Origin of the sequence: Pseudoalteromonas ardens (genome assembly GCF_030125445.1) — a bacterium.
Lineage (GTDB): Bacteria > Pseudomonadota > Gammaproteobacteria > Enterobacterales > Alteromonadaceae > Pseudoalteromonas > Pseudoalteromonas ardens.
Genome location: NZ_JASJUV010000001.1, coordinates 616,306 through 642,478 on the forward strand (window position 1 = coordinate 616,306; position 26,173 = coordinate 642,478).

Below are 26,173 nucleotides of genomic sequence, written 5' to 3' on the forward strand. Positions count from 1 at the left end.
TTTAACGCGTATGTTTTTTGATTCTCTTATACAACGACCAGCTTTGGTGGCATACGTATGTCCAAGACTGACCACCGTCTATCTTTTTCATGACAAATACATATTAATTTCATAAGTTTATTGGCTTTAATCTATCGTTTCCGGGTGACAAACATGTAGAGTTTCTAAAAGTTATTTCCATAATATTGGAAATATAGATTGATCTGATTTCATATTTCCATAATACTGGAAATATGAAATCACATTAGGAGAGATCTATGTCACCAGAAATACAGGTCATGCTTAAAGAGGCGGCCGATATGTTTGTGTTCCTTGCGCTGGAGTTAACCGTGTTATTTCTAGTCGTAAGCTATTTGGTGGGTGTGCTGCAGGAGTACATTACACCTGAAAAGGTGAGGGAAAATTTGAGTGCCCGCAAAGGTAAGGGCTACATGATTGCGGCGTTGCTGGGAGCAATCACACCGTTTTGTTCCTGCTCAACGATCCCGTTTTTAAAAGGGCTATTGCAGGCACGGGCCGGGTTTGGGCCCGTTACCGTTTTCTTATTTTCCAGTCCACTGTTGAACCCCATTGTTATTGGGTTATTGATTGTGACATTCGGCCTGGATGTGGCGGTGTTCTATTTTTCGGTTGCTCTGATCACGTCGGTCGTGTCGGGCTACTTGCTGGAGCGACTAGGGTTTGAGCGTTATGTTCGGGATGAAGCCTATCAGGCTGCGGTCAGTCAGTCTGCTTGTAAGGCTGGCCAGACGAGCAAAGAGACGCCGCTTAACCCGGAAAGTAGCCAATGTGGAGATAGAAAAAATCCCGCTACAGGCACAAAGCAGGCAGAAAATCGCTGGTTGCGAATTTGGCGAACAACCTGGAAAGACTTTCTCACTACCCTGCCCTATTTACTGCTTGGTATCACCATAGGGTCCTTCATATATGGCTTTGTGCCCACAGAGCTGATTGTTGACTATGCCGGTGAAAACAAATGGTATGCCATTCCACTTGCCGCCGTCATTGGTATTCCTTTGTATATCCGAGCTTCTGCGGTGATCCCGCTGAGTGCAGGTTTAGTGCAAAAAGGTATGGCACTGGGGTCGGTCATGGCGCTGATCATTGGCAGTGCAGGTGCCAGCCTGACCGAAGTTATTCTGCTTAAATCCATTTTCAGAACGCAGATGATCCTGGCATTTCTGGGTGTGGTACTCGGGATGGCGATGACTGCCGGGTACTTATATACCCTTATTTTCTAGCCGTTTATTTGTTTTTTAGAGGTTGGCAGGCTAAGCCGACCGCCTGAGTTAGATACGATTAATCAAGAGGTAACCTGATATGAAACCAATCAAAGAAGTCATTATTATTGGTGCCGGACCCATCGGCCTGGCTGCGGCTGCAAGACTGCTGGAAAAAGGGATCCGCCCCACCATTATTGAAAAAGGTGACACCGCAGGGGCTGCAATGTTGCAATGGGGACACGTTAGCCTGTTTACGCCCTGGTCCTATATGCTGGATGAGGCCGTGGTAAACCTGCTGACTGAGCATGGCTGGCCCGGCGTAGACGCCAATGTAACTCCTACTGGTCGGGAAGTCGTTGAGCACTATTTGCAACCTGCGGCCAAATTACCCGAATTGGCGGAGCATATTCGCTATGGCACAGAGGTCTTTGGTGTGTCTAAAGCGGGGATCAGTAAGCATACAACGCAAGGTCGTGACAGTGCACGTTTTGTTGTGCATTGTCGAAATGAGTTAGGGATCCAGGTGCTGCATACTGATGCTGTGATTGATGCGTCCGGCACCTGGTCGAGTCCAAATCCGCTGGGGCTTGATGGTTTGCCTGTGCCAGGTGAGTTGGCCAATCAGCAGAGTGTTTATTATGGTATTCCGGACATTCTGGGTACTCAGCGAAGCGATTTTGCAAGAAAACGCAACCTGGTGGTGGGTGCCGGCCACTCGGCAATGAATATCGCACTGGATTTGCTGAAACTGCAAGCGGCAGAGCCCGGTACCGAGGTGATTTGGGGCATGCGTAAAAACAACATCGATAAGCTGCTGGGCAAAGGCATCAACGACAAAGTGCCTGCGCGCCGGCAGCTCGGGCTGGCGGCCAAAGAGGCCATTGAGCGTGGAGCGCTAAAGCTGATTTCTCAATTAGAGATAAAAGAGATTGTCCGGGCCGGGCATGGGCTGAATATCTGCGCTTTGGCGGGGGGAGCTGATATCGGGATAGAGGTCGACAACATCATTGTTGCGACCGGCTTCAGGCCCGATCTGGAGATGTTGCGAGAATTAAGGCTGGATTTGGACCATGTTGTCGAAGCACCAACGCGGCTTGCACCATTGATTGACCCAAATTTGCATAGTTGTGGTTCAGTGCGTGCACACGGAGTCGACGAGTTGTCTCATGATGATGCGCACTTTTACATTGCGGGTATGAAATCCTATGGACGTGCCCCGACTTTCTTAATGCTCACCGGCTATGAGCAGGTGCGCTCGATTGTCGAATCTCTGGCGGGTAATGCAGAGGCCGCTCGCTCGTCTCAGTTGAAATTTCCTGGTGCACCAAAGGCGCAACAGGGCGCATGTTGTGGCTAGCTTGGTTCGCCCTGAGCGGTATTACATGTATTGCTGCAGCCGGGATCGTCTGACTGATTGATACAACACTCTTCTTGCAAGAATCCGATCAGCCCTATTAGTGCATCGTATTGAGGCACGCAGTAAAGTGTGCGGCTTTCTCGCCTTTGCTTGACCAGCCCCACTTTTACCAACCGATTAATATGATGAGACAAAGTCGAACCCGGCACATCTAAGGCTGCCTGTATTTCGCCAACGGGTACGCCATGCGTGCCCCCTTTCACTAAATATCGGAAAATACTTAAGCGGGTAGTGTGTCCCAGTTCAGCGAGTTTATCTGCCGCAGATGCCAGTTCCATATCTTGCTCCTCATTCATATAATTCCATAATACTGGAAATATACGAATGAGGCAAAACGGCTTTGCCAGAGCATGCTCTTTGCCTTGTCACTCAGCAGCACAGGTTTGTAAGACGTTACCCGAGCACCAATTTGACAGCCAGTCTTGTATGACCTGCGAGCATGTCTTGTGTAAGTTGGGTATTCGATATTGTACTGTAAGCCCCCTTTACAGCCGTGCCGCTAATCTCAATTGAGCCCTTGCGGGGGAACATTTCAGTCCGCTAAGAAAGCGAAGAACTGGATGAACAGCAGCGCGCTTCTTTGCAACATGTGTATTCCTTATTCTGAGTAGCTGGCAACTTGATCAAACCAATAACGCCTGCCAGCAGGAATTGGGGTGAAAAAGTGCGCTTTTAGGATGATTATCAATCAAACCTTGATAATCTTTCAACTCGTAGCCAATTTATCGTTTGTGTCTATGGGCTTAAACTTGTGTACATTCGTTTTGTTGTTTTCACAAGGGGCTTATCTTCGTGGCAAAATCCAGTTTACTCAGTGCTTTAATTATTTCGGCGTGCCTTTTCTCTCACGCTCTAAAGGCTCAGGATACGAGCCTGGGTAGTAATGAGGTAACGATTATCAGCACCGAGCAAATTGAATGGGGTCATCTGAACCCGGCTCGGGGTGATAAGAGTCCGAGGGCTGCGAACTTGTGGGGAGACAGAACAAAACCTGGCGCGACTGGCATGTTGGTGAGGTTTGAACCGGGCTTCTCGTCCCCGCCCCATATCCATAATGTGTCTTATCGCGGTATTGTGATAGAAGGCTTGTTGCATAACGACGACCCTCAGGCCAAAGCGATGTGGATGCCACCGGGATCTTACTGGACTCAACCGGCTGGGGAAGATCACATTACCTCCGCCAATGCACCGGGCAATATGATTTACCTTGAAATTGACCAGGGCCCCTATCTGGTCAAGCCCTCTGCACAGCAATTTGATAATGGTGAGCGGCCCGTCAATCTTCACTATGCGAACCTGACCTGGCTGGATCAGCATACGTCAACGCAGCTCAGGGGCGCAGGTATTCAACTGGCAAACTTATGGCAGCAAGCACAGCTGACAGGTGCGTTGGTGAAGTTACCGGCAAACACAAAGGTGACTTTGTCCAGCACGGGCACAGAGTTTAAAGCGGTGGTCATCCAGGGGGCCATTAATGTCTTGCAGGCAAACACTCAGAAAAGTCCGGAGTTACGACCTGGCAGTTATCTGGCCGCTCAGGACGCCGTAAAGCTGGTGTTGAGTACCAAGGCACCTGCCCTGCTTTACGTGAGAACAAATCAGGCATTTCAAATAGTACGAGAATAGTTTGAGGTGTGCTGGAAAAGCAGCCCGGCACAACAAACCGGGCTGATTGTATTAAGCTGGGTTTATCTCAGCTGCAATCACTGAAATCTCTACCAGTAAGGTGTCTCTTGCCATGGCTGCTTCTACACAAGCGCGGGCTGGTGCGTGGCCTTCAGGCACCCAGGCATCCCATACTTCGTTCATTTCACTAAAATATTGCATGTCTTTGATATAGATTGTGGCAGACAAGATATGCTCACGATCACTGCCAGCCTGAAGCAACAGCTCATCGACTTTCTCAAGCATAGTGGCGGTTTGTTCCTTAATGCCCTGCTCTGCGTCTTTACACACCTGACCGCATAAATAGATGGTGCCATTGTGTTTGACGATGCGGCTCATGCGTTGTTTGGTATCAATTCTCTGTATCACGGGGGGTCCTTTATTGAATAAATAGTGGAACACATAACAGGCTTCGATGGTATCACTGCCTGTTGCTCTGTGTAAGTGCTTTTGTCCCTTTATTCTCCGGCTTGTTTTTGCCAGATGTCCCCGAATTATTGCCCTAAAGCGCCGATTGTTATTTCCGCCTGACGCCTAACATGGCATCCAACGTTGACCTGGTAGTGAACGTTATCTGAGGCGACAAGATGTCGCGAATTTAAGAGTAATTTTTGAGGAGAATTTTATGTCTGGACTGGTATCTATGGCGCAGCAATTTAGTGGCTTACCTATGAAGTCACTTATCGGTGGCCCACTGAAAGCTGCAACAGATGCAAATGGCATGATGGCACGTACGCAAACGCAGTTTATGCTCAGTACCTGCTTTGATAAATCAACCGGGGGTGCCCAGGGGAGTTCAAGTCAGCTTAAGCCAATTATGGTCGAGTTCACGCTGAGTCGTCCGGTGATCAAAGGCACGGCGACGTCTGAAGCGAATATCACACTGAAGTTACCTCTGTTGACGCTGATCCCGCTGAACTCTCTGGCGGTCGATGACGTGAAAGTGCACTTCGAAATGGAAGTGTCCAGCTCAATGTCCAAGGACAATGAAAAGCAGTCTGAGCAGGAAACCGCGGCTAAAGCCGACATCACGGCAAAATACAATGCCGGACTGTTCTCGGTAGAAGTCCATGGTTCTGTGTCACACAGCAGCAAATCCAGTTCGAAGCAACGTGAGCACTATGAGGCATCGAATAAAGCCAAGTATGAAGTGGACGTTCATGCAGGCCAGTTACCGCTGCCAACTGGTGTAACCACCATCATCAATGCCTTTACGAAGAATATCGACCCGATTATCGAAAAAGAGTAATCACCTGTAATAGCACCCAACCAGGGGAAGCCGTGTGCTTCCCTTTATTAACCGGATAAACACAAAGAGAATATCATGATCGAATTCCAATCACTCATGAAAGCGATCCACAAAGGGGTCAAAGATGCTGCTAAATCGGTTGAAGGCGAAACGCTGGATTTTGTGAAACGCTTTTTTGATGAACAAGATAATGGCAAAGGGAAAGCGCCCAGCTACTCACCCAAAACTTGCGCAATGGAGTTTCCCAGCCGCACGGAGCATGGCATAGACACAGTAAGTGCGGAGGTACCTTTATTGGCGCTGGTGCCTATTTCTTCACCTCGTATCTCTGAAGTGAAATTTATTGCCGAGCTGGAGATCAGCAACAATGATCAAGATCAGCTGATGGTCGCGTTTGCTCGCAGCACAGCCAAACCTGGCGGGCTGCGCAATAAGCTGATGGGTCAGCAGGATACTGCTGAGAGCACAGCGAATGCGAGCCTGGAGATCACCTTGACCGGCAACGAACCGCCAGAAGGTCTGCAAAAGCTGATTGAAGGATATGAACGTGCACTCAGGGCGCAAATTCCAGGCTAAGCCACACAGTGTGAGGACTAAAGTATGAACAACAATATTGCGTCGCAATTTGCCGGTTTGCCCATGAAAGCACTGATTGGTGCACCGCTCAAAGCAGCCACAGATGCCAATGCGATGATAGCAAATGCGCAAACTCAGTTTATTTTATCGACCTGCTTTGAAAAAGACAGCCATAACCACGGTCACCTGACGCCGGTGATGGTGACATTTACGCTGTCCCGTTCAGTACTGGAGAAAGACGGCAGTATCAGTAAAACCCCTTATGAAATGGAGATTTCAATCCCGCTGATGACGCTTATCCCGATCAACTCGCTGGCGATAGAAAAACTAAAAGTATCTTTTAGTATGGAAGTGAAAAGCTCCAGAGAAATAAAAAAGCAGACATCACAGGAAAGTAAACAGAGTCGCTCTCAGACTCGACAGCCCGAGCACGCGCATGAATTTGAAACCGAGTTACATGGCGCTTTGGCGAAATCTGGCAATCAGAGCCAGCAACAATCCGGCTCGGCACATGCGAATTATGAAGTGATGCTCGAAGCGGGGCAACTACCTCTGCCACGTGGAATTACCACAATACTGGATATTTTCGCAAAAAACCTGACTCCTTTACCCCGTAAAAATGAGGATTAAACGATGAGTATAAAATCTAAAATTGACTGCCCTGAATGCGGCGTGCCTATCCATTTCGAATCCAGCCTGCTGCTGGCTGGACAAGCATTTTCTTGCTCTAACCCAAGTTGTGGGGTGACCATTTCATTGACTGCGACGGATAAAGAGGTGGTGTCTGATGCGTTTGATAAGTTTGAGCAAATGCGTAACGAAGCGACGCACCAGGCAGGTCGATACGATGCCTGAGCGGCGCGACTGTGACTAGCCCGGCAGTGTATTAACACGCCCGGGCTATGGCATAGCTGTTAAGCGCCCGGACCACATTCCATACAATGCTGGATGATATCCGGACCAAATTTGAGTTTGGCGTTGAGGTTTCTCAATGCAGTACGCAGGCCTTCTTCGATTACCGGGTGGTAGAAGGGCATATCCAGCATCTGAGGTACCGTCATTTTATTTTGTACAGCCCAGGCCAGCAGGTGCGCCATATGTTCAGCTGAGGGACCGATGAACTCTGCACCCAGGAACAGGCCACTGCCCTGCTCTGCATACAGATGCATATACCCTTTGTTTTTGAGCATCACTCGGCTACGACCTTGATTCTCAAAGCTTACTTCACCAATCGCAAAGCAACCACACTTGCCATATCGCTCATTGAGTTGTTTAAAACTCTCACCGACCATGGCGATTTGCGGATCACTAAATACGGCCGCAATGGGCGCACGTCTCAGGCCATTACGCACATCCGGGAACCGTCCGGCATTTTGACCGGCAATGGTGCCCTGATCGGCCGCTTCATGTAACAATGGGATCTGATTGCTAGCATCACCGGCGATAAAAATATGGCTGTCGCCACATTGCATCGTATAGGGGTCGGCAAGCGGTACGCCGCGCTCGTCCAGTTCAATGCCGGTGTTTTCAAGGCCCAGTTTATCAACATTGGGTACCCTGCCCGTTGCCGCCAGTACGAAGTCAAACTGCTCCGTTTGTGGTTTACCCTCGCGGTCAATATAAGTCAGCTGTGCCTTATCGCCAACCTGCTTAATATCAGAGACTTTGGCATCGCTGTCGACATAAAACTCTTCTGCAAAAACGGTATTGGCATAGTCCTGGATCTGCGGATCAGTCAGTGGTCCAATATTGCCGCCAACGCCAAATAGCTTCACATTGACGCCCAGACGGTGTAGCGCCTGTCCTAATTCGAGACCGATTACGCCCGGACCAAACACGGCCACAGATTCAGGTAAATCCTGCCAGTCGAATACGTCATCATTGATGATCAGTTTGTCGCCAAATGCCTGAAAGAATCCCGGGACATTGGGCCTTGAACCGGTAGCGATGACAAACCGTTTTGCAGTGATCACGGTATGGTCGTCGATTTGAATCCGATTGGCATCTAAAAAGCGCGCATACCCTTTTATCCGGTCTTGCTCAGGCAGCTCATCCACGGCTTCCAGCACAAAACCAACAAACCGGTCACGTTCGCTACGTACCCGTGCCATCACGGCTTTACCATCGATTTCTGGTGCTGTGGTATTGACCCCGAACTTGGGTGCTTCGGTGACACTGTGTGCGGCTTCCGCAGCGGCAATCAACAACTTGCTGGGCATGCAGCCGACCCGTGCGCAAGTGGTGCCATATGCACCGGCTTCGATCATTAACACTTTGTCAGTAGATTGTTTGGCATTTCGATAGGCGCTGAGCCCGGCAGTGCCCGCACCAATGACGACGACGTCAGTTTCAAGTTGTTTCATGTTTTACCTCTGAGCAAGGGGAGTTGTGGGGCTGTTAAGCCCCTTTACACTGATATTGGCCTAATAATTAGGCCGCTACGGGCATTATGCGAAGTGCGCATCCAGGTCGTCTGAGCCGCCAATGTGTTTACCGCCAATGAACACCTGCGGCACAGTTTCACGACCAGACAGCGCTTTAAGGCTGGTCAGTGTGGCTTGTTGACCTAACACCAGTTCTTCATATACCAGACCTTTCTCATTCAGCAGTGCTTTCGCTTTAGCGCAGAAAGGACAACCAGGTTTAGTGATGATTGAAACAGGCTGAGGCTTAACCTGCTCCGGGTTGATGTATTCAAGCATAGTATCGGCATCTGATACTTCAAACGGGTCGCCTGGTACGTCTGGTTCAATGAACATTTTTTCAATAACGCCATCTTTAACCAGCATAGAGTAACGCCAACTGCGTTTGCCAAAGCCTAAGTCTTTTTTATCAACTAACATGCCCATGCCTTCAGAAAACTCGCCGTTTCCGTCCGGGATAAGTGTGACATTCTCAGCTTCCTGATCTTTGGCCCAGGCGTTCATGACAAAGGTGTCATTTACAGAGATACAGACGATGTCGTCGACACCATTTTGTTTAAATACGCCAGCCAGCTCGTTGTAACGTGGCAGGTGTGTAGATGAACAGGTTGGAGTAAAGGCGCCTGGTAGCGAGAAAACCACCACTGTTTTACCTTTGAACAGGTCATCTGTGCTGATGTTTTTCCATTCGTCGTTTTCACGCACTGGGAAAGTTACCTGAGGAATTGTCTGACCTTCGATATTGTTTAACATACTGTTTGTCTCCTTTGATTTCGATGTAGCCATTATCAGGCGATTCGATTCATTTGTATAATGGGTTAAATTAATCAGTTCAATTGAAAAAATAGAATGGAACGCTCGCTCAGTGCAATGCACTCAGACGACGGTGTTTTTAGCGTAGTTCGAATTACTCTAAAGTAAAACCGTGTTAGGGGGAAGGCAGCCGGGTTTAGTCGGCTGAGGGCGTGCGTGCTGCGAGCGGCAGTGTCAGTGTGACCCGTAAACCGCCTAACTGACTGTGAGACAGAGACAGCTGCCCCTGATGTAATTCTGTGAGTTTCTGACAGATTGACAGGCCCAGACCTGAGCCACCTAAATCACGACTGCGGGATTTATCGCAGCGATAAAGTCGCTCGGTGAGGCGAGGTAAGTCCTCGTCACTGACACCCGGACTGGAATCTTCAAAGTGACATACCAGCTGTTCATCTTGTTGAGTAATGGTGATACTGATCTGACCGGGTTTATTGCTGTAATGGCAGCTGTTGCGTGCCAGGTTGTTGAAGATCTGATGCATCCGGTTAATATCGCAGGTAACCTCCGGCGTGTTTGACAGTGTGTTTTGTGCACTGAGTGTCAGGTCGTTTTGCGCGACTAATGGCTGGATTGCACTGAGTAACTCATCAAACAGTGCTTTGGCTGGTCGGGTTTGTAAGTCCAGTTGCAGACTATGTGTGTCTGCCTGCGCCAGCTCATAAATATCAGCAATAAGCGTATTCAGCATAGATAAACGGCTTTGCATCAGCGTGTAAGTGGCATCCGGATCAGTGATCAGGTTGTGCTGCAGTGCTTCGATATTCAGTTTGAGTACGGTCAGAGGCGTTCTCAGTTCATGGGATACATCTGCCAATAACTGCTGTTTGAGTGTTAACGCCTGGTTTAGTACCGCAGTCTCTTTTTCCATTACTTTGCGTTTTTTCAGATGGTACAGGTAAAACATCAGGAAAAAGTTCAGCAGCACGATAATCGCAGCTGCCAGGATAACACTTTGTAGTTTGTTCTGGCGTTTTTGCTCATCCAGTCCGCTTTGCAACTGATTCACCTTGAGCGTTTCTAAATGGAGTTCAGCGTCACGTTTTTTGGCTTCCAGGCGGGTCAGTCGCGACTGCTCTGTCTGCTGCTCGAGTAATTCAGTGGCCTGCGTCTGAAAGCGCAGTGCTGATGCAAAGTCTTGTTGTTGCTGATAGGCAAATGCGAGCACTTTGGCGGCTTCCACCATAGTATCGGTTGGCTCGGCTTTGAAAAAAGGCATTAACTGTTCGATGGCCAGTTTCGGGCTGTTGTGACTCAATGCTCTGGCATACCAGACAAGGTGTTGGCTGTGGAGTAGCTTATTATGGATTGGGTTGATTAAAGTCAGACCCTGGCCGATGAGATTCGCGGCCTGAGGGTAGTTACCTTTAGTCAACTCAACACGGCCCAGCCCGGCAATGGCCCAACCCAGATTACGCTTATGGTCGATTGATTCACTGAGGGTTTTTGCCTGTCCATATGCCTTATCTGCAGCAACTAAATCTCCGAGTTGAAGATGTTGCTCGGCGATCCTGATCTGGTTTTGGGCCATATAGAGGCGATCATTAACCTGTTCGTCATAGCGATAGGATTGCATGAAGGCGTCGAGCGCGGCCTGATGGTCACCAAAATCGACAAAGATGTCTGCCAGACCATAATAAGTTGCGGATAACATGGCCTCGTCCGGCACATTTTGCTGTTGAAGCCAGTTAAGCTGGGCTTGACGGCTTTCCAGTGCCCTGTCTAACTGGCCAAAGAGTTTGTATATTCTGGCTTCAGTATCAAAGGCCGCGTTGTGCAATGGGATGTTATTGTCCAGGTCCGCATAGTGCTTTGCTAAAGCAATGTGCTCAATAGCGTTGAGATCCGGGCTGCCTTTTGCGACGGCATTGGCGGCCATACGGTAGGCATGGCTGAGCATGCGCCAGTCCTGAGTGCGGGAGAAAAACTCGCTGGCTTTGAGAAAGTGGCTTTGGGCACTTTGGTTGTGGCCCAGACGAAAGGCCAGATCACCGTTTACCCAGTGATATTTGCCTTGCATAGAATCGTCAGGGTGCGCGCTCAAATGCGTCGCGAGTGCATCCAGCCTGTGTTGTGCGCGATCATACTCTCCCAGTCGTACCAGATGCAAAGCCGTACGATGCAGCACAAAGGTTCGCTGTTGCGCTGTAAGTGTTGATTGCGTGAGTAACGTCTCCCCTTCTTCCAGTGCAGCGCGGAATGATTTTTTCCCTTTCAGTGGGAATTGTTGCTCATAGGTAGCGAAATCTGCGCTGTGTGAGAGCGAAGGCCAAAGCACACAGAGTTGGGCTGCAAAGGTTAAGGCGAGTAAATTTTTCAAAATTAGCGTCCAAAAGTATGACACTAAATTTTATGTGCAATGAGAATAAACGCCTATCCAACTTTTCTATTAAATTGAATAATCCTTGCTTGCACCGTGCTCATTCTGGTTCCGGAAGTGGCCCGGAGGGACGCCATTCCACTGATTAAACGCACGAATAAAAGTATTGGCATCACTAAAGCCGAGCAAAAAGGCGATTTCCTGCAAAGACATACTGGAGCGACGCAGGTACTGTCGGGCAAGGTCGGATCGCAGCGCGCTCAGCAGTGACTGAAAGTTTGCTGATTCCCCATCAAGTTTACGCTGTAATGTACGCTTACTGATCGCCAGCTTGGCCGCTACTTGTTCTGCGCTCACTTGTCCTGAGGGCAGTAATTCCATTAGCAGCGCTTTGACTTTTTGCGTCATGCTGGCGCTGGCATCCAGTTCAGCCAGACGCTGGGCCAGGTCATTTTCAAAAAAAGACCACATGGCGGCGTTTTCAGTCATAAAGGGTCGCTTTGTGTCTGCTTGATGAAAACGTATCGCCACCTGATTGCTGAGTGTCAGACTGGTGCCAAAATAGTTTTCAAAATCAGCCATATTGTCCGGAAGTTGCGTCACATACAGGGTTTTGGGTATCACCTGTGCACGGGTTGCCAGGCGAGCAAGCTGAGTAAAAAAAGCCAGCTCGCACAGACCCAGCGATTTCGGCAGGGGTTTATCGTAGCCGTAGCAGTCGAGGCTGAGTAACAGGCCGTGCTTATCTTCGCTTACGTCCAGGGTCAGCGGACCGATCAATGGTTTGTAGCTGCTAAGGCGGCGCATAGCGGCACTCAGGTTGGCGCTGCACAAGCAGGCAAAAATGGCTGGATCGAAGGCCTCGATATTAAGATGTTGTGCCAATTTCAGCGGTAATGTCTCACCAAGCTGCGCTTCCATTGCATGCCACAGGTCAAAATACTGGGCCGCCGTGACTGAGGTGGGCAGGCTATGCCACAGATCAGCGGGTAGCTTTGCCTGTTTTAACAGCAACGCCTGATCCAGGTCGAGATCTTTAAATAAGATCAGGCAATGTGGTGACAAGGTAAATTTTGCTGTTCGCTTCATTATTTTTCCATCGTACGGCGTGACAGTGCAAGTACCAGCCGACGTGGTAGCAAAGGCACTATCCAGTTGAGCATAAAGTTTAGCATAGGGTCGTTAAAGGCCAGTAGTTTACCTTTTTGCATAGCCTGATAACCACATCGGGCGACGGATTCAGGGCTTTTTCCTTGTTTAAAGACCGCGAGTTCTTCCAGGTTACCGGTTTTGGCAAACTCGGTGGCAACCGGGCCCGGACATAGCGCCGTGACACTGATCCCGTGATCGCGCAGCTCTTCGGCCAGTGCCTGAGAAAAAGAAGTCACAAATGCTTTAGTCGCGTAGTAAGTTGCCTGCAATGGACCCGGTAGCAAGGAGACGGTGGACGAGACATTGAGGATTTTACCATGTTTACGGGTTGTCATATCCTGTACGAAGAGGTGCGTGAGCGCAGTAAGACTGCTGATATTGACTTGTATCATCTCCAGATCGGCCTGCAATTCACGTTCATGAAAAAAGCCATGACCCCCAAATCCGGCGTTATTGATCAGGATATCAATCTCAATGCCCTGGCGTTTTGTTTCGTTGTAGATGGTCTGCGCCGATGCAGGATCGGTGAGATCGGCGGTGATCACACAGGCGTTGACACCATGGGATTGTTCCAGCTCTTTTTTCAGGGCATTGAGCTTGTTTTCGGAGCGGGCAACCAGAACAAGATCGCCGCCCTGCTGCGCGTGTAAGCGCGCCAGTTCTAAACCAATACCAGAAGATGCGCCTGTGATCAGGGCTGTGTTTGCGTAAGTCATGATGTCACCTTGTTACCAGAAGTTATGCGCTCATTGTAGAAGCTGAGCGCATACAATTCACTGGCAAAAGGTGACACTTTGCTTGCAAAAGGTGTCGTTGCGGGCGCGGTTAATCTCGAATGTTGACTTCGCCACGGATCTTTTCAATACGCTGACCGCCGGAAGAATCACCGGTGATGGTAAGGCCACCTGCCTGAATGACTTCGATATCGCCGGAATCATCGTCAATAGTCACATGACCTTTGATGTTTTGTAGCACCAGATTGCCACTGCCGTCATTGACCTTAGCGTTGCCCTGCAAGTCCTGAACCCGGATAAACCCCGAGTCGTCGCGTAAATCAAGTGAATTGCCGCCGCGGATTTCGAGGTTACCAGAGCCATCTACAATGGTCAGGTCGCCGCTCATGTCGGTTAGGCTGATGTTGCCTGATTCATCATCCAGGGTAAGCGAACGTCCGCCAATAATTTGGATATCGCCGGAACCGTCTTCAATATCCAGATCCCCACGCACGTCGGTAATATATACCTGGCCCGACGCGTCATCGAGCTTCAACTGGTTGCCACCCTGAATGGTAATGTCGCCTGAACCATCTTCGATATCCAGCATGCCGCTGACGCCACGGATAAGCATTTGCCCTGAACCATCATCAATTTTAACATTTGCCGCACCATTGATGCTGATATCGCCCGAGCCGTCCTCCAGCTCTATGTCTCCTGTCATGCCTTTGATAGCAATGTCGCCTGAGCTATCGTCAATATCCAGTGCAAGGCTGTTGGGTACGCGGACAGTCAGATCGATTCTGGGGCTATTGCCGCTGTACCAGACGACACCAACCCTGGCATTGTGTTTTGCGATCAGTCGTGCGTTGTTGCCGTCCTGTTCAAGCGTAAGCTGATAACTGTGATCTTTGTCTGTCAGTATTTTTGCATCAACTTCTATTTGTGTAAGCGTGTCATCACCGATGATATCCAGTGAGCCTGAACTGGTATCTGCCATCAAACTGTTCAAATTTGTGGCGTCCAGCGTCAGGGTTTTGTGCAGCTCCACGTCTGCTACTGTTTTACTGTGACCATCAATATGAATCACACAACCACTGAGTGCGAGTGCTGCGAATAAGGGAGAAAGTTTTTTGATCATGGCGCAATTCCGATTTGTTATTTTTTATATGACTGGAATATAGCAAAACAGATGCCAAAAAGGATAGTTTATTTATATCAGTATCTTACGTGTTTCTGACGCTTGGTGGTTTGGACATAAATTGACTCAATTTAGCGAAATTAACTAAATGTTGGTGTAACTATCTATTCGCCGAGTATCGCCTTGTCACCGGAATGTCAATTATTGCATCTAGCATTGGGTTTGTACCGAGTGGCGAATATTGACGAGCAGACAGATGTTAGATTCGATAGTGGCCCGGCCAACACAAGAGCAACCGCATCGCACCCATCGACAGGTGCCAGTGCCTGATTGTGCACTGTTTCTGGGCGTTGGTGCGGCCAGTGCGGCTGAGCTTGGTAATGCAGCCTGTGTAATCTGCTGCGAAGACACCCCCTGGTTACTGATTGATTGTGGCCACGACACACTGGCACGATTTAAACGTACTTTTGGCAGCCAGTCTTTGCCTCAGGCTGTCTTTATCACTCACCTGCACTACGACCATGTTGGCGGCCTGGAGCAGCTGTATTTTAAGGCCGCATTAGGCAGACAGAAAGTACGTTTATATGTACCAGTTCAGCTAATTCAACCTCTGTGTGCGATGTTGGCATACACCGGGCTGGCAGAGTTACGCGAAGATATCTGGCATACTTTTGAATTGCACCCCATTGGTGAGCACTTTTTCCATCAACAGCTCCGGCTGAACTGCTATCCGGTCCGCCATCAGGCGCCCGGTAGTGCATTTTCTTTGCATCTTCCCGGACGGTTTTTTTACAGCGGTGATACCCGCCCTATTCCCGAGTTACTGATCCATCAGGTGACTCAGGGAGAAATCATTTTTCATGACTGTGTGGCGTCTGGTAATCCCAGCCATGCCGGGTTGGATGACCTGTTACGAGAGTATCCGCCAGCGATTTTAAACAGGTTGTGTGTATACCATTATCATTCACAAGAGGATGTGCAGGCGTTTGATGATGCCGGTATTCGTTACGCGAAACCACAGCAACTTATTCCTTTGTGTTAAGCCCCTTTACAGTGGTGTAATCTGATTTCAGCGAGCATTTCTTCTTCCTCTTCATCGAAGCCTGTTTCTACAAAACCAAAGCTGCCATAAAAGTCTTTAGCGACGGGGTTGTCCGGTACATAGCAGATGGCGATTTCTGTTACCTCTGGCAGGCTACGGATCTCTTCCAGTGCCGCTTGCAGCGCTTGTCTGCCTATGCCCTGCTGTTGATAGGCTTTATCAATCATTAAGCGCCAAATTGAAATGCGATGCGGTTTTTCGGGAACCCACATCAGCAACCCGACTTGTTTATCCTGGTAATTGATCGCACGCACTTCATACCCTGGGTTATAGGCCGCTTCCAGCAAAGTCCATTCGTTTGGGGCCACCAACGGCTGCTGTGGTTCATGCAGCGTAAGGTCACCCAGATGTTCGAAGTTTTTTTGCCACACTGTGCTGAGGTATACCTCTGGCAGAGGCGTGTCACGATGCCATTCCATCAGATAAGCTGTGTCTCCCCAGCGGCCTTTAAACTCAAAAGACATGCCACTGAGTAAACTGCGCATTCTTTCATTGCCCTCGACATAGACGGCAGAAATTACCTGACAATCAGACTTGGCTCTGAGCTGTGTGAGCAACTTTTTCAGGGCTTGTCTGGCAAACCCTTGACGACGGAAGCGCTTGTCTATAGCCAGCTGTGTTATGGTATATTCATGTTTTGTACCCTCAGGTTCCATGGGGTGATATTGTATAAACCCGACCAGCGTTTGATGATGGTAGATAAGCAGGTTTCGGTAGTAAGGAAAAAACGCTGACTCTGCCAGGGTTTCGGCTGGCGATGCGATAAAGTTCAGGTCTTCAGGCAGCAATTGTAGCGCAAATACATCACTGTAATTGTCTTTGTGGGTTGCTTTTAATGTGATCATGACACCTCCTTTTTTCCTTATATAGGTCCGTATTAGCGAAAACCCAAGCTTTTTGTGTGTTTTTTATTCAAATCAATGGGTTTATTTAAGTTGTTGTATTGTATGAAGTTGCACGTACGAGTCGGACAATTGGCCTAGTTTTTAGGATAATATCTGTACTATTTTCTGGTGTTTTGGGTATTTTTTTGCTATCTATGTTACTACTTTTGGTTGTAGTGCATTCTCCTTTATTAATACTTTTGTGGTTTTTACGTTGGGGGAAGCATAGGAGAGTTGTTTATGTTGTTTTCACAATCAGACCGTACTGGTCAGAATCAGTGTTCACTGCTTTTTACTACGGTTGCCACCATACTGTTGCTTGCTATCACACTTTGGCTAGCCTGAATGGTAAGATGCCATGGAGGGTATGAATGGCTATTTACCCGACAGGCGTGACACCGTCTGACATTCTACGTTAATCACATGCTGCAACATGTTTCCTTACCATTTAATCTGAATATATTTAGTTATATTTCCCGCAAAGTACGTTAAAATGCCCTTTTAGTTTGTCGCACCAGTCATTACGCTTAACCTGATTACGTGTCGTGTAAATGGGGTCTGGCTGGGCCTGGAAAGTAACTGTCAGTTGAAAGGAAAATTATGCAACTAGTTGATTTAAAACCAGATGATCAAAGTGTTAGAGAACTATTTGCAGAAATTGACCGCTTGATGAATACCCTCTACCCCATTGCCAGTGATCAGTCTTTGGCACTGGAAGAGCTCAATCAACCTAATGTACGTGCTGTGGGGCTACGCAACGAAGAGGGCATAGTTGCATGTGGCGCCATCGTTAAACAATTCGATAAAACCTTATACGGTGAAATAAAGCGTTTGTATGTCAAACCTCAGTATCGGGGCAAGGGGTTGTCTAAGCGTATCATGCAAATCTTGTTGCATTACGCGGGCGACGCACAAATTCCACTGATCCGCCTTGAAACTGGTGTGAAGCAAGAACAAGCAATTAATCTGTATGAAAGTCTTGGTTTTGACCGTTGTGAACGCTTCGGTCTGTATCGTGATAACCCACTCAGTGTGTTTATGTCTTTGTCACTGAATAAAGAGTCAAACTAGGAATTTTCCTAAACCTTACGAGTAAGGTCGACTTTGCTGATATCTTGGTCTAATTTTTATTCTTATTATCGGTGAAGTTATACCAATTTGCTTAATTAAGCGTTCTATTTTGAGGCGAGAAAATAGGGTCGATAACCAGGCAAAAAATTTGTGAACCTATGTCTAAGGTATAAGGTTCTAAATGAGAAATTTTTAACGCCGTTAGCGTCATCTTTGCTCCGTCAAAATGAACTCGTATTAAGTGAAATTGGTATTAATATTAAGGAGAGACAGGTGAAGATACTGGTTGTTGATGACATGGCGTCAATGCGGCATGTGATGATAGGTATGCTCCGTCGGCTTGGTTATACAGACATAGATGAAGCGACAGATGGCAAACGAGCACTGGAGCTACTTGAGGCAAAACCCTACCAGCTGGTGATTTCCGACCTGAATATGCCACACATAGATGGGCTGGCCTTACTTCACGAAATTCGCACCAGACCGGCACTAAAAAATCTCAAGCTTGTGATGGTGACCTGTGAAAATGGTCGTGAGCGAGTACAGCAGGTGTTACTAGAAAAAGTGGATGGGTTTATTATTAAGCCATTCAGCATGGCAACATTAGAAAAGCAGTTCAAAAAGCTGCACTTACTAGAGCTCATTGAGTAGCGTTTTAAATACGCCGTTTGTAAAGAAAAAGCCCTGTTATAACAGGGCTTTTTTGGTTTTACGGTTACTTGTCAGCATTAACCGGGAAGCCGCGGTCTAACATCAGGGCTTCTACCGCTGCATCACGACCACGGAACTTGCGGTACGCCTCTGCCGGGTCCATTGCGTTACGCACAGAGAACAGGTAATTCACTAGACGATCTGCTACTTCTTCGTCATAAAAACCACCTGGTGCACTGGCAAATGCCTGTGCAGCATCTGATGTCAGCACTTCGGCCCACAGGTAGCCGTAATAGCCAGCTGAATAACCTTCACCTGAGAAAACGTGACCAAAGTGTGTGGTGCGGTGACGCATGACGATCTCTGATGGCATACCAATTGCAGTCAGTTGAGATTTTTCAAATTCAACCGGGTCGCCAATCTGAGCGGGATCTGTGGTGTGGAACTTCATATCCATAATGGCTGATGCCAGGTATTCAGTGGTGGCGAAGCCCTGATTGAAGTTGGCTGCTTGCTTGATTTTATTCACCAGTGCTTTCGGCATAGGTTGACCTGTTTCATGGTGAACCAGGAAACGATTGATGACTTCATCAGTGACCAGCCAGCGCTCCAGCAGCTGTGACTGGAATTCAGTGTAGTCACGTACGCCAGAGTTGGAACCTGGGTATTTCACTTTCGAAGACAGAGAATGCAATGCATGACCGAACTCATGGAAATAGGTTTCTGCATCGTTCCACGAGATCAGGCTAGCCTGTCCTGCTGGTGCTTTTACGAAGTTTGAGTTATTCGAGCTCAATACGTTGGTTTTGCCATCAAAGGTGGTGTGGCCACGGTATGAAGTTGCCCATGCACCTGAGCGCTTACCCTGACGGGCAAATGGGTCTAAGTACCATAAGCCAATATGCTCACCGCTGGTTTTATCGGTGACTTCCCATACGCGTACGTCTTCGTGGAAGACAGGCACTGAGCCTTCTGGTACTTCGGTAAACTCAAAGTTAAACAGGCGACCCGCGACGTAGAACATGGCGTCACGAAGTTTGTCCAGCTGGAGATATTGTTTAACTTCGTTAGAGTCCAGGTCGTACTTGGCTTTACGGACTTTTTCAGAGTAAAAGCGATAATCCCATGGCTCAATCTTAATATTGGCGCCTTCTTTATCTGCCAGTGCCTGCATGTCTGCCACTTCTTCTTTTACGCGGGCAATTGCGGCTGGCCAGACTTTATCCATCAGCTCCATCGCATTTTTTGGATCTTTAGCCATGCGATCTTCAAGACGCCACTGAGCATAGTTTTCATAACCCAGCAGTTGCACCCGCTCGTGACGCAATGTCAGGATTTCATTGATGATGGCTTTGTTGTTGTGCTCACCTGCGTTGTTACCACGGCTGTAGTAGTTCTGCCATACTTGCTTACGTAGCTCACGTTCAGTGGAGTACATCAGGAATGGGGCCATGGAAGAGCGGGTGTTGGTAACTGCATACATGCCTGGTTTGCCACGCTCTTCAGCCGCGGCAGCCGCAGAGGTAATGTAGGACTGAGGCAGACCAGAAAGCTGATCTTTGGTCAGGTAAACGACATAGCCTTCTTCGTCGGCCAGTACATTATTGGCAAAGTCTGCGTGTAGCTTCGATAAAGCCAGGTTAATTTCAGCGTAACGTTCAGCGGCTTCACCTTCCAGTGTCGCACCGTTACGAGCAAAGCTGTTGTACTGTAGCCAGGTGATACGTTGTTCTTCAGCACTCAGCTGCTTAAACTCTTGGCTGTCATACACTGTTTTAACGCGCTCAAATAACGCCTTGTTTTGGGTGATTTTAGAACGGTATTGAGCGTACTTTGCCATCAGGCCGCCCTGCATTTGGCGAAATTCAGGTGATGAATTGTTGGCGCTCCAGATACCAAAGTAGGTAAAAAGGCGATCCAGTGCCTGACCTGAACGTTCCATCGCAACAATAGTATTGTCGAACGTCGCCGGTGCGGTGTTGTTTGAAATCAGATCAATTTCGCTTAAGTGGTCAGCCAGTGCGATATCCAGCGCGGGCTCAAGATCTTTCAGTTGTACTTTATCGAATTGAGGTACGCCTTGATAAGGACCGGTGAAAGGCTGTAACAGCGGGTTTTGGTATTGTTTTTCCGCAACGGTTGGCGTGGTTGTGCTGCTTTGCTGGGTGCTGCTACAACCTGCCAGACCGATCACAACGGCGGCGCTAAGTAGTGTTAGTTTGATTTTCAACATAGTTGGTTTTCGCTTGTTGGTATTTTATTGCCAAGCATACTAAAAGACAAATTCATGAAAGTGCAATCAGATCTCGATTAATCGCCAAAATCAAAGTGTAAATAGATATGAATGGCTAAGATCTGCGCTACACTAAGGGAGCTAAAAAACTTCCTTATTCTGGATCATTCAATGGAAATCGGTATTTTTATTTACGATGGCGTTGAAGTCTTGGACTTTAGCGGCCCATTTGAAGTGTTCAGCACGGCTGCCCGTTTTGTTGACGAGCCCGTAAATGTAAGCCTGATTGCACCCAGTCATGCACCCGTCAGTTGCCGTGGTGGCTTGTCTGTAAACCCGCATTACAGTATTCATGGTCATCCCAGATTTGATTTGCTGATTGTTGCAGGCGGACAACATCAGCACGTACTCAGTAATACCTCAGTGTTAGCCTGGCTGGCTGAAACGGCGACGCATACTCGCCGCTGTGCATCTGTGTGCACAGGGGTTTTTTTGTTTGCCGAAGCTGGGCTCATTGACGGTAAATCGGTGACCACTCACTGGGATGACCTGGCGCGGCTGCAAACCAGTTACCCGCATCTGAAAGTGTGTGAGGATAAACGGTTTGTGATGGATCAGAATTTTACCAGCTCGGCAGGTGTGTCAGCGGGTATCGACATGAGCCTTGAGCTGGTTAAGCTGCACTTTGGTAAATCACTGGCGTTTAAAACGGCCCGGCAAATGGACTATAACTGGCTCTAAAGTGCCATTGATAAAGCGGTGTCGTAAATCCAGTGGATGACAGGCCCCGAGGCTTTGTCTCTGCGCCTGACCAGACCCATGTCTACGGTCAGAGAGCCGGGAATATGCCGGGTGGAAAGCGTGATAACTGCCTCGTTAAACCAATGAGATTTTACGACATGCTCAGGCACCAGTGCCCAGCCAACCCCTCTTAACACCAGGCCAGCGATATAGTAATAGCTGTCTACATGCCAGTGAAAAGAAGAAATCGCCTGAGATTGGCTGTTGCCAATGCGGTCTCGGATCACCAGCTGCCGATGTTGATTTAATTGCTCTACGGTTGGCTGTGAATGTGATGCCAGCGGGTGATCGGGGGCGACTATCAGGCGCTGCTCAAAGCTGCCCAGCGGTGTAAAGTCGAGACTTTGTGAAAGTGGCTTTTGGTGAAATAAAATGCCCAGATCGGCTTTTTGCTCATCAACCCAGCCAGCAATATCATCCTGTGAGCCGTTTAATATCGACAGCTTCAGGAGAGGAAACTGATGTGACAGCTGTTCGAACAGGGTTTCAAAGGCATTGATGGGCACAGCCTCATCCATGGCGACGGTCAGGGATACTTCCTCACCACAGCTCATAGACAGCGCTCTTGATTGTAATCTCTGGCATTGCATGAGCACTGCTTCTGCCTCCGCAAACAGGTCATGCCCGGCGGCATTCAGCACTGGTAACCGGGCTGTGCGGTCAAATAACTCAAAACCCAGATCGGTTTCCAGGTTGGCAATGGCTGTGCTGATCCGGGACTGAGCTTTACCCAGCTTGCGGGCGGCTGCAGAAAATGACCCCGTTCTGGCGGCAGTCACAAAGGCTTCCAGTTGATCCAGTGTCCAGTGCATAACAGGCTCCAATGTATCCGAAAAGCGGATAGTAACTAACTTTCTTTCATCCGATAGTTAAGCATAATAGCGGTTATTCGCAATGAGCGGGGAGTTTTATGCAAACGCATGATGTTGAGCTGACTGAGCTCAGTCAAAATCAAAAAGATCCGACAGGTAAGCAGAGTGATTCGGTTGTCCGAACATTTTGGCGTTACACCATACCGGCTGTTGCCGCCATGATGGTGAATGGGCTGTATCAGGTTGTTGATGGGGTCTTCGTTGGTCATTTTATAGGGGCAGATGGCCTGGCTGCGGTGAACATCGCCTGGCCTGTTGTTGGCCTGATAGCGGGCCTCGGCACTTTGGTAGGCATAGGTGCCGGGAGCTTGTTGTCGTTGTTTCGCGGTGCCAAAGACAGCGAACAGGCGCATGCTGTGCTGGCAACCAGTATCTGGTTGCTGTTGATACTGGCAATGACAACTAGTCTGGGTTTGTATGCCAGTGGCAGTCTGTTGCTTGACGTACAGGGGGCCAGCGGTGAGGTGCTTAGGTTTGGTTACAGCTATTTGTCGGTATTTGGCTGGGGTGCGTTAGCAACTATGGCAGCAGGCGCGTTACCTATGTTGATCCGTAATGATGGCAGTCCAGGTGTGGCTACGCGGTTACTGATCCTGGGGGCACTGACTAATATTGTTCTGGATTATGTGTTTATCGTGTTGTTGCAATGGCAGCTTGCAGGTGCAGCCTGGGCCAGCGTGGTATCGCAGTCCCTGGTGGGCATATTGGCATTGAGTTATTTTTGCTCTTCAAAAGCGGGTATCGGACTGAGCTTAAGCAGGCTGACTTTTTCTCAGAAACTGGCGGGGCGCACCTTAGTACAGGGCGCATCGGGGCTTGCAATGTTTTTGTACTTTGCATTTATTACTGCGCTGCACAACAAGCAGTTACTGACCTATGGAGAGTCGTTGCACGTCGCTGCTTTTGCGCTCATCGGTTATATTGGGGTAATTTATTACTTTTTTGCTGAAGGGGTTGCCAGTGGTATGCAGCCACCGGTGAGCTATTATTATGGCGCGGGGCAAATAGAGAAAATCCGCGCGACCCTTAAGTTGGCATGTCAGGTGAGCTTGTCGGTTGGTCTTGTGATTGTGTTGTGTCTGAACGTGTTTCCCGAAGCAATCGTGTCCTTCTTTACTCAGGATCAGGCATTGCTTAATGAGGCACAACATGGTGCACGTCTGCATTTGTCTATGGTGTTTCTGGATGGGTTTATTTTTCTTGCCGCCATGTATTATGTGGCACTGGATCAGGGAGGGAAATCTCTGTTGATCTCGCTGGGTAACATGGTCATTCAGGTGCCATTTTTATACTTGCTGCCAGAACAATTTGGGGTAGATGGAGTATGGTTATCGGTGCCTGTGTCTAACCTGGTGCTAACCTTGATTGTGGCACCTGTGTTGTGGCGGGATTTATCGCGATTAAAACAAGTCGCAGAGGTCCGCGGTTAGTATTTTAAAAAAGGGGGGATGGAAACCCCCTTTACACATCATAACAAACGCTTGGTGGGAACATATTGGCGGGCTGTGATGAGGCTGATAGCCACCAGAGTTATAATTACACCGGCGAAGCTTGCTGCAATGAGTGTCAGGCTGGGAGAAAATGCCATTAAGGTGTCGAGCCAGGGCCAGCTCAAGCTTATCGCAATTACTGCAAATGCAAGGCTGAGCAATGCGGGCTGCAAAAATGCACGGATCCTTGCCAACAATACCTGACGACGTTTTGCTCCCAGCATCAAATGAACTTTGACTACACCTTGCTGAAGATAAGCTGCGTAGCTTTGCAGGCTGTATATGCCATAGGTGGTAATGATTAGGATCAGCAGATTGACAACGACCAACAGCCAGGTTGTGATACGCCGATACTGATGGGCATGGGCGACTTCCTCTGCCAATGCGCGCCACTGAGTCAGGACAAATTGCGGATACTGTTGTTTTAACCGCGTACTGAGTTGTGTTTTGCTCAGAGTCACCCCAGGCGCGAGTTTAACCAGCAGGTAAGTCGCTGAGCCAAAGTTCGGCAGGTAAAAGCGTGCCGGAGGAATGGGTTTACCTGGCAGTTGCAGGTCGTCGATGACCGCGATGATACGTTGTGCTTTTACCCCATCAATATTCAGCGTTTTATCCAGCACCTCACCGCCCAGCTGACGGGCGAATGTACGATTGACGATCACCACAGGGCGTTGTTCCTCAATGTCCTGTGCGGTGAAGGTCCGCCCTGCAATAAGACGTTGTGCCAGTATCGAAAAGTAGTCTTGATCCACATTGCGATGAAATGGCAAATAGCGGGTGTTGCTCCACGATGCAGTGACATTGAACTGAAAGTCATCTTTAAGCGGAGTGCGGGCGAAACTGGCTGCTATTACACCAGGCTCTTGCAGCAAAGACTGTTTAAATGCTTTAGCCATTGGTGCATAAGCTGGCCAGCCCTGCCAGTCAAGTGTTGCAACATTGAACTCCAGTTCATAGATTTGTTGGGTATCGAACCCCAGCGGGTGAGTCAGCTGCTTCAGGTTGTCCCAAACCAGCTGAGTACAAGCCAAAATGGCCAGGGAAACCAATAATACCTGGGAGGCAACGAAGCGCCTGATGGTTGTTTGCGATAGTTGCGCAGCCTGGCCTTTGCCGCTGCGCTTGAGACTGTTCAGCAACTTTTCTGGCTGGCAATGTTTGTGGCTTAAGATCATGAACAAAGCCAGGATTACACCCCCCAGCAGGCATGCCAGCGATACGATCTGCCAGTTAACGGTTAGTTGTGCACTTTGATAAATGAACTGTGATATCCATGTGTTGCTGTAGTTTAGTGCCAGATGCGTTAATCCGAGGGCGAATGCCAGTGCTGGGACTATTAATAAAGTCAGCTGACACAGCAAGGTATTGCGCAAAGTTGTGTATTTTGCACCAACCACAGATCGCACAGCCAGCTGATGTCGGCTTTGCAGCAACTGGAGTAAAAACATTTGCGCCAGATTCAGACTAGCTAGCAACAATAACGCCAGCGTGCAGGTAAAGACAATAACAATAACCGGATGATCACCACGCAATGCCTTGGTCAGAGGATGTCCGGTCAAACGGGTTTGCCAGTCTCTGAGTTGCGCTGGTGCATGCAAGGCTGCTGATTCATTGGCTCTCGTTTGTAAGTCCGCAAGTTGTGCTTGAGGTGTCTGCGTGCGTAGCAGGACGCGAATGTGCGGATCGGGGCTTTTCCAGTACCCTTTATATTCAGAGTTGTTAAAACGCCAGGGCAGCCACAGCTCTGGCTGCCAGCCGGGTTTTAATAGCTCAGGTGGATGATAGCCCGGGCTAACCACACCCTGAATAGGGTGACGTACCCCGTTGATATTAAGGTGATGTTTTAAGATATCTGGTGTGCCACCGAAAGCGGATTGCCACAGCGCATGGCTGATCACCGCACCGTGTGATTGAGTGTCTGGCGCGGCTAAAAACGCATTACTATGGCCATGAATGAGTTCAGCTCCCAGCATAGTTTGCCAGTCGCCACTGACATACGCGGTATTTATTTTCTTCTGGTAGAGCGTGTCCAGAGGGACCTCTTCGGCATAGTAGAGGGCCAGCAATGTGTGTTTACCCGGCGCTGATAACAGCTGAGTGAGTGCCGGGTAAGGCCAGCCCTGATCAGTCAGTTCTGCTGCACTCCCCTGACGGTGATGATCCATCAGATGGAGGTGCTGTGGCTGAGGGTAGGGAAGTGGCTTAAACCAGATATGGTAAAGCACAGCAGCAACACAGAGTACGGCACTGAGTGTCAGTGTCAGCAGGACAAGCATGCTTAATGCCCAGCGCGGTTGCCTGTGCAATTGCATAAGTGCTGGCTGTAAACAGGTGAACCAGATAAAGTCGCGATAGCGCTGTGACATGGCCAATATCCCTT

General features: G+C 48.8%; 24 protein-coding genes. 12 read left to right on the forward strand and 12 right to left on the reverse strand.

All coding sequences use genetic code 11. The features are described 5' to 3' along the window. Positions 1-257 precede the first annotated feature (257 nt). A complete protein-coding gene (locus QNM19_RS02390) occupies positions 258-1,241 on the forward strand; it encodes a permease (protein ID WP_284026265.1) in 984 nt (327 codons plus the stop codon). 79 nt (positions 1,242-1,320) lie between these two features. Beyond that, complete coding sequence (locus QNM19_RS02395; RefSeq protein ID WP_284026266.1) at positions 1,321-2,580, forward strand: NAD(P)-binding domain-containing protein; 1,260 nt, start codon at positions 1,321-1,323, stop codon at positions 2,578-2,580. Here QNM19_RS02395 and QNM19_RS02400 read toward each other — a convergent pair. Further along, positions 2,577-2,936 (reverse strand): ArsR/SmtB family transcription factor, encoded by a 360-nt coding sequence (locus tag QNM19_RS02400; protein WP_349654722.1) that lies wholly within the window; start codon positions 2,934-2,936, stop codon positions 2,577-2,579. The two genes, QNM19_RS02395 and QNM19_RS02400, sit on opposite strands and share 4 nt — an antisense overlap. A gap of 496 nt (positions 2,937-3,432) precedes the next feature. Here QNM19_RS02400 and QNM19_RS02405 point away from each other — a divergent pair, with 496 nt between their 5' ends. Beyond that, complete coding sequence (locus QNM19_RS02405; protein WP_284026267.1) at positions 3,433-4,266, forward strand: DUF4437 domain-containing protein; 834 nt, start codon at positions 3,433-3,435, stop codon at positions 4,264-4,266. A gap of 51 nt (positions 4,267-4,317) precedes the next feature. Here the strand turns inward: QNM19_RS02405 and QNM19_RS02410 are convergent, their stop codons facing one another. Then, complete coding sequence (locus tag QNM19_RS02410) at positions 4,318-4,674, reverse strand: RidA family protein (protein WP_010384425.1); 357 nt, start codon at positions 4,672-4,674, stop codon at positions 4,318-4,320. A gap of 256 nt (positions 4,675-4,930) precedes the next feature. Between QNM19_RS02410 and QNM19_RS02415 the strand changes: the two genes are divergently transcribed. The 4 genes from QNM19_RS02415 to QNM19_RS02430 all read left to right on the forward strand — a co-directional run bounded on the left by QNM19_RS02415 (position 4,931) and on the right by QNM19_RS02430 (position 6,985). Next, positions 4,931-5,554, forward strand: coding sequence for a DUF2589 domain-containing protein (locus tag QNM19_RS02415; protein WP_049866568.1), 624 nt, complete (start codon positions 4,931-4,933; stop codon positions 5,552-5,554). Positions 5,555-5,629: 75 nt separating this feature from the next. Then, a complete protein-coding gene (locus QNM19_RS02420) occupies positions 5,630-6,130 on the forward strand; it encodes a DUF2589 domain-containing protein (protein WP_284026268.1) in 501 nt (166 codons plus the stop codon). 24 nt (positions 6,131-6,154) lie between these two features. After that, positions 6,155-6,760: a DUF2589 domain-containing protein gene (locus QNM19_RS02425; protein WP_284026269.1), complete on the forward strand. Its 606-nt coding sequence runs from the start codon at positions 6,155-6,157 to the stop codon at positions 6,758-6,760. Positions 6,761-6,763: 3 nt separating this feature from the next. Continuing rightward, positions 6,764-6,985, forward strand: a complete 222-nt coding sequence (locus QNM19_RS02430; protein ID WP_058798604.1) for a hypothetical protein — start codon at positions 6,764-6,766, stop codon at positions 6,983-6,985. A gap of 59 nt (positions 6,986-7,044) precedes the next feature. On the opposite strand, the gene QNM19_RS02435 is transcribed toward QNM19_RS02430, so the two are convergent. The 6 genes from QNM19_RS02435 to QNM19_RS02460 all read right to left on the reverse strand — a co-directional run bounded on the left by QNM19_RS02435 (position 7,045) and on the right by QNM19_RS02460 (position 14,689). Then, complete coding sequence (locus tag QNM19_RS02435; RefSeq protein WP_284026270.1) at positions 7,045-8,493, reverse strand: dihydrolipoyl dehydrogenase; 1,449 nt, start codon at positions 8,491-8,493, stop codon at positions 7,045-7,047. Positions 8,494-8,577: 84 nt separating this feature from the next. Beyond that, on the reverse strand, positions 8,578-9,306 hold the full coding sequence (locus tag QNM19_RS02440; RefSeq protein WP_049866424.1) for a glutathione peroxidase: 729 nt from the start codon (positions 9,304-9,306) through the stop codon (positions 8,578-8,580). Positions 9,307-9,502: 196 nt separating this feature from the next. Further along, positions 9,503-11,683 (reverse strand): ATP-binding protein, encoded by a 2,181-nt coding sequence (locus QNM19_RS02445; RefSeq protein WP_049866423.1) that lies wholly within the window; start codon positions 11,681-11,683, stop codon positions 9,503-9,505. A 69-nt stretch (positions 11,684-11,752) separates the two neighbouring features. Continuing rightward, positions 11,753-12,772 carry an AraC family transcriptional regulator gene (locus QNM19_RS02450; protein ID WP_284026271.1) on the reverse strand — a complete coding sequence of 340 codons (1,020 nt, stop codon included), beginning with the start codon at positions 12,770-12,772 and terminating at the stop codon, positions 11,753-11,755. Beyond that, positions 12,772-13,551 (reverse strand): SDR family NAD(P)-dependent oxidoreductase, encoded by a 780-nt coding sequence (locus tag QNM19_RS02455; protein WP_284026272.1) that lies wholly within the window; start codon positions 13,549-13,551, stop codon positions 12,772-12,774. Before QNM19_RS02455 ends, QNM19_RS02450 begins: the two co-directional genes overlap by 1 nt. Before the next feature lie 109 nt (positions 13,552-13,660). After that, positions 13,661-14,689, reverse strand: coding sequence for a DUF4097 family beta strand repeat-containing protein (locus tag QNM19_RS02460; protein ID WP_284026273.1), 1,029 nt, complete (start codon positions 14,687-14,689; stop codon positions 13,661-13,663). A 256-nt stretch (positions 14,690-14,945) separates the two neighbouring features. Between QNM19_RS02460 and QNM19_RS02465 the strand changes: the two genes are divergently transcribed. Next, complete coding sequence (locus QNM19_RS02465) at positions 14,946-15,731, forward strand: MBL fold metallo-hydrolase (RefSeq protein ID WP_049865846.1); 786 nt, start codon at positions 14,946-14,948, stop codon at positions 15,729-15,731. Here QNM19_RS02465 and QNM19_RS24450 read toward each other — a convergent pair. Next, a complete protein-coding gene (locus QNM19_RS24450; RefSeq protein ID WP_082225553.1) occupies positions 15,728-16,636 on the reverse strand; it encodes a GNAT family N-acetyltransferase in 909 nt (302 codons plus the stop codon). The genes QNM19_RS02465 and QNM19_RS24450 overlap by 4 nt on opposite strands. A gap of 639 nt (positions 16,637-17,275) precedes the next feature. Between QNM19_RS24450 and QNM19_RS02480 the strand changes: the two genes are divergently transcribed. Both QNM19_RS02480 and QNM19_RS02485 read left to right on the forward strand, forming a co-directional pair. Beyond that, entirely contained in the window at positions 17,276-17,746 is a 471-nt protein-coding gene (locus tag QNM19_RS02480) for a GNAT family N-acetyltransferase (protein WP_010384413.1), read from the forward strand. A gap of 273 nt (positions 17,747-18,019) precedes the next feature. Beyond that, positions 18,020-18,397: a response regulator gene (locus tag QNM19_RS02485; RefSeq protein WP_049865845.1), complete on the forward strand. Its 378-nt coding sequence runs from the start codon at positions 18,020-18,022 to the stop codon at positions 18,395-18,397. A gap of 64 nt (positions 18,398-18,461) precedes the next feature. Here the strand turns inward: QNM19_RS02485 and QNM19_RS02490 are convergent, their stop codons facing one another. Further along, on the reverse strand, positions 18,462-20,630 hold the full coding sequence (locus QNM19_RS02490; RefSeq protein WP_049865844.1) for a M3 family metallopeptidase: 2,169 nt from the start codon (positions 20,628-20,630) through the stop codon (positions 18,462-18,464). A gap of 171 nt (positions 20,631-20,801) precedes the next feature. Here QNM19_RS02490 and QNM19_RS02495 point away from each other — a divergent pair, with 171 nt between their 5' ends. Continuing rightward, positions 20,802-21,371 carry a DJ-1/PfpI family protein gene (locus QNM19_RS02495; RefSeq protein ID WP_049865843.1) on the forward strand — a complete coding sequence of 190 codons (570 nt, stop codon included), beginning with the start codon at positions 20,802-20,804 and terminating at the stop codon, positions 21,369-21,371. Here QNM19_RS02495 and QNM19_RS02500 read toward each other — a convergent pair. Continuing rightward, positions 21,368-22,243, reverse strand: coding sequence for a LysR family transcriptional regulator (locus QNM19_RS02500; protein ID WP_049865842.1), 876 nt, complete (start codon positions 22,241-22,243; stop codon positions 21,368-21,370). The two genes, QNM19_RS02495 and QNM19_RS02500, sit on opposite strands and share 4 nt — an antisense overlap. A 98-nt stretch (positions 22,244-22,341) precedes the next feature. On the opposite strand from QNM19_RS02500, the gene QNM19_RS02505 reads away from it, so the two are divergent. Continuing rightward, positions 22,342-23,733, forward strand: coding sequence for an MATE family efflux transporter (locus QNM19_RS02505; RefSeq protein ID WP_049865841.1), 1,392 nt, complete (start codon positions 22,342-22,344; stop codon positions 23,731-23,733). Positions 23,734-23,771: 38 nt separating this feature from the next. Here QNM19_RS02505 and QNM19_RS02510 read toward each other — a convergent pair whose 3' ends face one another. Next, a complete protein-coding gene (locus QNM19_RS02510; RefSeq protein ID WP_284026274.1) occupies positions 23,772-26,159 on the reverse strand; it encodes an ABC transporter permease in 2,388 nt (795 codons plus the stop codon). Between the last annotated feature and the right edge of the window lie 14 nt (positions 26,160-26,173).